We start from the raw sequence: 6,367 nt of genomic DNA on the forward strand, positions 1-6,367 counted from the left end.
CACCCACCACCAACCCACGCTCGGAAGCGACAAACACGTCGACCTCGCCGATCGGTGTGTCCGCGTTCGCTGCGAAGGCGGCAAGGATCAGCGACATTCGCTGCGCGATGGTGTCGACCGCGGCGCGGTCGAGTGCCGCCGGCTGATACCGCAGGCTCACCTGCAGCGCGGGTTCCGCGACCGTCAGCACGGTGAGTGGGTAATGCGTGGCGTCCCGGGCAGTCACAGCGGTGACGCGCATACCGGCTATGTCGGTGTTCCCGTCCATCCCCGAGGTATCGATCGGATACGACTCGAAGACCGACAGTGTGTCGAATAAATTTCCTGTCCCTACGACAGATTGAATCGCTCCGAGTCCGACATGGTGATGATCGAGCAGAGCTGTCTGTTCGCCTTGTAGTCGAGCGAGCAGCTGCGCACACGTCTCGTCCGGATCCAGTTGCACGCGGACAGGCAATGTGTTGATCAGCAGCCCCATCATGTTTTCCACACCAGGCAATTCAGGTGAACGGCCCGAAACTGTGACGCCGAAGACGACGTCGTCGCGGGAAAGCATTCGAGACAGCAGGACACCCCACGCGGCTTGGATCACCGTGTTCATCGTGATCTCACTCCGCTGGACCAGCGCACCAAGTCCGTCGAGCACCGAATCGGGTAGATCGACGGCGACTTCTTCGGGCACCAGTTGCTCCGCGATCGGCGCCGAAGCCGCCAACAACGTCGGCTCGTCGACGCCTTCCATGGCGTCCTCCCATACCGCGAGCGAGGTCTCGATGTCGCGGTGCACCAACCATTCCAGATAGGTGCGGTATGACGGAGTCTCGGGAAGATCGGCCGGGGCTCTGTCGACCGGGAGACCGTCGGCCGCGTATCGCGTCAGCAGTTCGCGAACCAACAACGGCATCGACCAACCGTCGAGAACGATGTGATGGTTTGTCACCACCAACACGCACCTCGTCGGCGAGGTTCGCAGCAGCGTCAGCCGAAGCAGTGGCGGCGAGGCGAGGTCGAAGGGTGCACTGCGATCCTCGTCGAGGCGGCGCTCCAGATCTGCTTCGGTTGCCGATCCTCGATCACTCAGATCGACCTCGGTCCAGGGAATCACTGCATCGTCGACAACCAACTGCACCGGTAGGCCGTTCACGTCGTAGACGAACGCTGCGCACAGATTCGGGTGGTTTGCGAGTAGTCCGGCAGCAGCGCCGCGTAAACGCTCGGAATCAACCGCTCCTTCGAGTTCGATGCACAACTGCGCTGTGTAGACGTCCGTCGACGTGGCCGCCAGTGAGGCATGGAACATCAGCCCGGCTTGAAGGGGTGACACCGACCAGACATCGCGCAATCCGGGGAAGTCGTTCTCCCAGCGTTCGATCTGCTGTTGGTCCACCGAGACCAGTGGAACGTCCGACGGCGTCAGACCGCCCGCATCAGGTCGCGACGCGTGAGCGGTGAGTCCGTCGAGTGCACGACGCCACAGTTCCGCGAATTCCGCGATGTCCGACGCGTCGAGCACTCCGCGGGGAAAGGTGAAAGATGCTGTCAGGCAGGGCCCGTCAACATGGTCCTCAACCGCGGCGTTGATGTCGATCACGGACGCCACCGGCATGGAACGATTCTGGGTTCCGCCGAGCTTTCGATTGTCCTCCACCGGCAGCCAGTCCTGTGTTCCGTCAGAGGAGCTGATCCGGCCCAGATAGTTGAAACTGATCTGAGGAGAACGGAATCGGCCGAGTGTGTCGCTCTCGCCAGACAGGTACCGCAACATCCCGAATCCGATTCCACGATCGGGGATCGCACGCAAGTACTCTTTGACAGCTTTGAGGGCCCGCCCGGCGTCGGCGCCACCTGCCAGTGCGTCGTCGACGTCGATTCCGCCGAGATCCACACGCACCGGGTAGAGCGTGGTGAACCACCCAACGGTGCGAGCGAGGTCTGCGCCAGGAACCGCACCCTCCTCGCGGCCGTGTCCTTCGAGAGTGATCAGGGCGGCAGCGGTATCCATACCTCGGCGCGGTCGCCACCCGATCGAGGCCAACGCGACAGCGGTGAGGAGTCCGTCGTTCACGCCGGTGTGGAATGCCGCAGGAACCGTGGTGAGAAGGTTCCTGGTCACCGAAGGCGAGATGTCCACTGTGACGGTGTCGACCGTGTCGTAGACGTCGATCGTGGGATCGAGTGGGCGCGAACCGATCAGTGGGTCATCGCCGTTCAGGATCGTTGTCCACACGTCCCGTTCTACGCTCCGGTCGCCCACGTGCTCGACAAGCCCATGCGCCCATCGCCGGAACGACGTTCCGATCGGTGGTAGTTCAGGCGTGACACCGGCCTGGAGTTGCGCTGTCACCGACGCCAGGTCGGTGACCAGAATGCGCCACGAGACGCCGTCGACAACCAGGTGATGAATCACCAGAAGTAATCGGCCCTGCTGGTTCGACAAGTCAGGTTTGTCGGCCAGGTCGAACCAGATCACGCGCACCATGTCAGCGGCGGCGGGATCCAAGCTGTCGGCAGCGGCCTCGAGTTCTCCCGACGCCAAGGCCCGGAAACCTTCGTCGTCGACCGAATCGACAGCTACTCGGTGGATCAGTCCCTCGGCCGAGATCGAGCCGGGTGGTAGGACTTCCATGACCTGCTCACGCTCGACCAGGCGAGCACGGAGCATGTCGTGCCGATCCAGCATCACTTGAACGCCCCGGACAAGGAGGTCCTGGGTGAGATCAGCGGGAGCGGTCAGCAAGAGCGCCTGGGTGAACCGGTTCAGCTCACCCCCCTCGAGGCCGCCGCTGCTGCGGTCGAGCATCCACTGCGCCACCGGCGTCAGTGGGAGGGTGCCGATACCGGCTCCGGGCAGCTCCGCGAGCGCATCAGGCCCGTCCTGCTCCACGTGCGCCGACTCGGCAAGTTCGGCAACAGATTTGTGGTCGAATACATCTCGCGGCGAGATGATCACACCAGCATCGCGAGCGCGGGCCACCAATTGGATGGACATGATGCTGTCTCCACCGAGTTCGAAGAAGGAATCATGCACTCCCACGGTGTCGAGGCCGAGAACCTGCGCGAACAGAGCGGCAAGAAGATTCTCGGTTTCCGTTCGCGGTGGCTGGTCGGGTGTGGCCGCGGACGAGAAATCGGGTGCGGGAAGCGCTGCGCGGTCCAGTTTTCCGTGAACCGTCAGCGGAAGTGCGTCGAGCACCACCACCGCCGCAGGCACCATGTACGACGGCAGTCGCGTGCCTGCATGCGCGAGGACGTCTCGCGGATCGACACTCACCCCGCGATCGGGAACCACGTAGCCGATCAACCGATCGCTGCCGTCGCCGTTCCAGACGCCCGTCACCGCCTGGGCCACGCGTGGGTGCGTCTGCAATGCCACCTCGACTTCCCCGAGTTCGATGCGGAACCCACGGACCTTCACTTGGGCGTCGGTGCGCCCGAGATACTCCAGCTGCCGGTCGGGCGTCCACCGCACGCGATCGCCCGTGCGATAGATCCGCGTTCCCGGCGCACCGAAGGGATCTGCGACAAACTGCGCGGCGGTCAGCGCGGATCGCCGGTGATAGCCGCGAGCGAGAGCCGGCCCGGCAAGATACAACTCCCCCGCGACACCTACCGGTACCGCTCGCAGACGCGAGTCCAGCACTACCTCGCTGAATCCGCGAGTAGGTGCGCCGATGGTGACCGGGCCGTTAGGAGCCAGTGCCGCACTGATACTCGACACCACAGTTGCCTCGGTAGGACCATAGGCGTTGAACATCTGTCTGCCCGGCGCCCAGCGGGCCACCAATTCCGGCGGGCACGCCTCCCCACCTGTCACGACACAACCGACAGTGGTGAGACCGTCTGGGTCGACGGACGCCAAAGCCGCCGGAGTCACAAAACAGTGGGTGACCCGCTCGCGCTCCAGTAGCGCCGCCAGCTCCGACCCGCCGTAGACAGTCGGTGGCACGATCACCATCGTGGCTCCAGCACCAACGGCCAGCACGAGTTCGAGAACCGACGCGTCGAAACTCGGCGAGGCGAAGTGCAGGGTTCTTGCTTCGGTGGTGGTAGCGAATGTCTCGCGCTCCTGGAGAGCAAAGTCGCTCAACCCGCGGTGTGTGACTGTCACGCCCTTCGGCGTTCCTGTAGATCCGGAGGTATAGATCAGATAGGCCGGATTGTCGATTCGAATCCGTGCCCGCCGATCCGCGTCGGTGACTTTCGATGGGGAGTACGCCCACAGCCGTTCCTCGAAACCGGCATCGTCGAGAACCAGCCACGGCACGAGGTCGGACAATGCTGCGTGGTGAGCTCGAGACGTTATCCCCCTCGCTGCACCGGAGTCGCGCAGCATGTACTCGATACGTGCAGCAGGATGTCCTGGGTCCACCGGAAGGAATGCCGCACCGGTCTTCGCAATGGACCACACCGCCAGAACGGACTCGACAGAGCGTGGAAGACACAACGCCACCACCGATTCGGGACCCACTCCCGATTCGATCAGCAGGCGGGCCAATCGGTTCGACTGTGCGTCGAGTTCGAGATATGTCACTTCACGTTCCTCGAACACCAGCGCGACGGCGCCGGGATCCTGGGCGGTCGCCTTATCTGTTGCTGCAGTGAGCACATCCGGAAGGCTCTGAACAGCGGTGGAAATCACACCTCGCACGGGTATCAGTTCGACCGACTCACGGGCGGAGAGAATCTCGATATCTCCGATCCGCGATTGCGGATCCGTGGTGACGCGCTCGAGAATCCGTTGCAGGCGGTCGACGAAGCCCCTTACTGTCTCATCGTCGAAAATATCTGTGGCATAACCGAATTCGGCGCGAATACCGTCCGGTTCACCGGCGTCGTCGACATTCTGGGCCACCGTCAACTGCAGATCGAAGTTGATGGTGTCGATCTCGACACCCATGTCGGTCACCTGCAACTCGGGGAGTTCCAGGGTAGGTCGCTCGATGTCCTGGAACTCCAACATGACTTGAAACAGGGGCGAGTATGCCGTCGAGCGTGAAGGATTCACGATCTCGACGACTCGTTCGAACGGCACGTCCGCATGGGTGAAGGCGCTCAGATCTACGTTTCGGACCTGGTCGAGGAACTCCCCGAATGTCGCGCCGCGGTCCACTGCAGTGCGCAAGACCAAGGTGTTGACGAACATACCCACCAGGTCGTCGAGTTCGCGCTCCCCACGTCCGGCGATGGGAGTTCCGACGGTTATGTCGTCCTCATCACTGAGCCTCGCCAGCAGCACTGCCAAGGCTGCGTGCACAACCATGAAGACCGTGGCGTTGTGTGTGCGCGACAGGGCAACCACACCGGCATGAATCTCCGGGCTGAAGTCGAACCGAATCCGTCCGCGTCGGAGCGAACGCACGTCACCGCGCGGTCGATCAGTCGAAATGTCGAGAACCTCCGGTGTGCCCGCAAGATTCTCGGCCCAATAGATGAGCTGTTTCGAGATCGAGGACCGAGAGTCGGATTCGGAGCCCAACCAACCACGTTGCCACAACGCGTAGTCGGCGTACTGGATCGCGAGCGGCGCCCACCGAGGTGCCTCACCGTTCACACGGGAGGAGTATGCGCTCATGAGATCTCGGGCCAGCGGTACCGTCGAGAATCCGTCGGCGGCGATGTGGTGAATCACGATCACCAGGACATGCGAGTGGGCCTGATCATCTCGCCGCAACAAGGTGGCGCGCATCGGGACCTGTTGCGTGACGTCGAAACCAACCGAAGCGATCTGCCGGCAACGCTCGCGCAGGTCTTCGCCTCCCTGTACAAGTATCGGTGCGAGATCCGATACCACCTGTGAGGTGGACATGATCACTTGACGCGGTCCGTTGTCCGTGAGAGGAAAAACAGTGCGCAAAGACTCGTGCCGCTCGACGACGTCGACAAATGCAGCGCGAAGCGCACTCACATTCAGTGCGCCGTCGAGCCTCAACGCGCACGTGACGTTGTATGCGGCGGATTCGGGGGCGAACTGATTCGCAAACCACATTCGCTCCTGCGCCGGTGAAAGTGGGATATCCGTCGTCGTACCCCGCGGCGTCAACGCTGGCTTCGCTCCTTCTCCGCCGCTGATATCACCCGGTATGTCCCCTCCGCGGCTCTGCGCCAACTCCGCCAGCGCTGCAACGGTCGAAGCATCGAAGACGTCGCGGATGTTGATCCGTTCGCCGAGAACAGCATTCACTCGCGCAACCAATCTGGCCGCACTGAGAGAGTTCCCACCAAGTGCAAAAAAGTCGTCGTACACGCCCACCGTGGACGTTCCCAGCAGATCATCGAAAATTGCGGCAACCGTCTCCTCGAACGGCGTTCGCGGCGCAACATACTGCAGCGATTGAGGTTCGAAGTTGATGTCCGGGAGGGCTTTACG

At 62.6% G+C, this 6,367-nt stretch carries 1 protein-coding gene; it reads right to left on the bottom strand.

Going from position 1 to position 6,367, the window contains the following annotated elements:
* Positions 1-6,367: non-ribosomal peptide synthetase (locus DBV08_RS31820; RefSeq protein ID WP_124570091.1), on the bottom strand; the 6,367-nt coding region annotated here is incomplete at both ends.

This window comes from Rhodococcus sp. KBW08, assembly GCF_003852455.1.
Classification (GTDB): Bacteria; Actinomycetota; Actinomycetes; order Mycobacteriales; family Mycobacteriaceae; genus Rhodococcus_F; species Rhodococcus_F baikonurensis.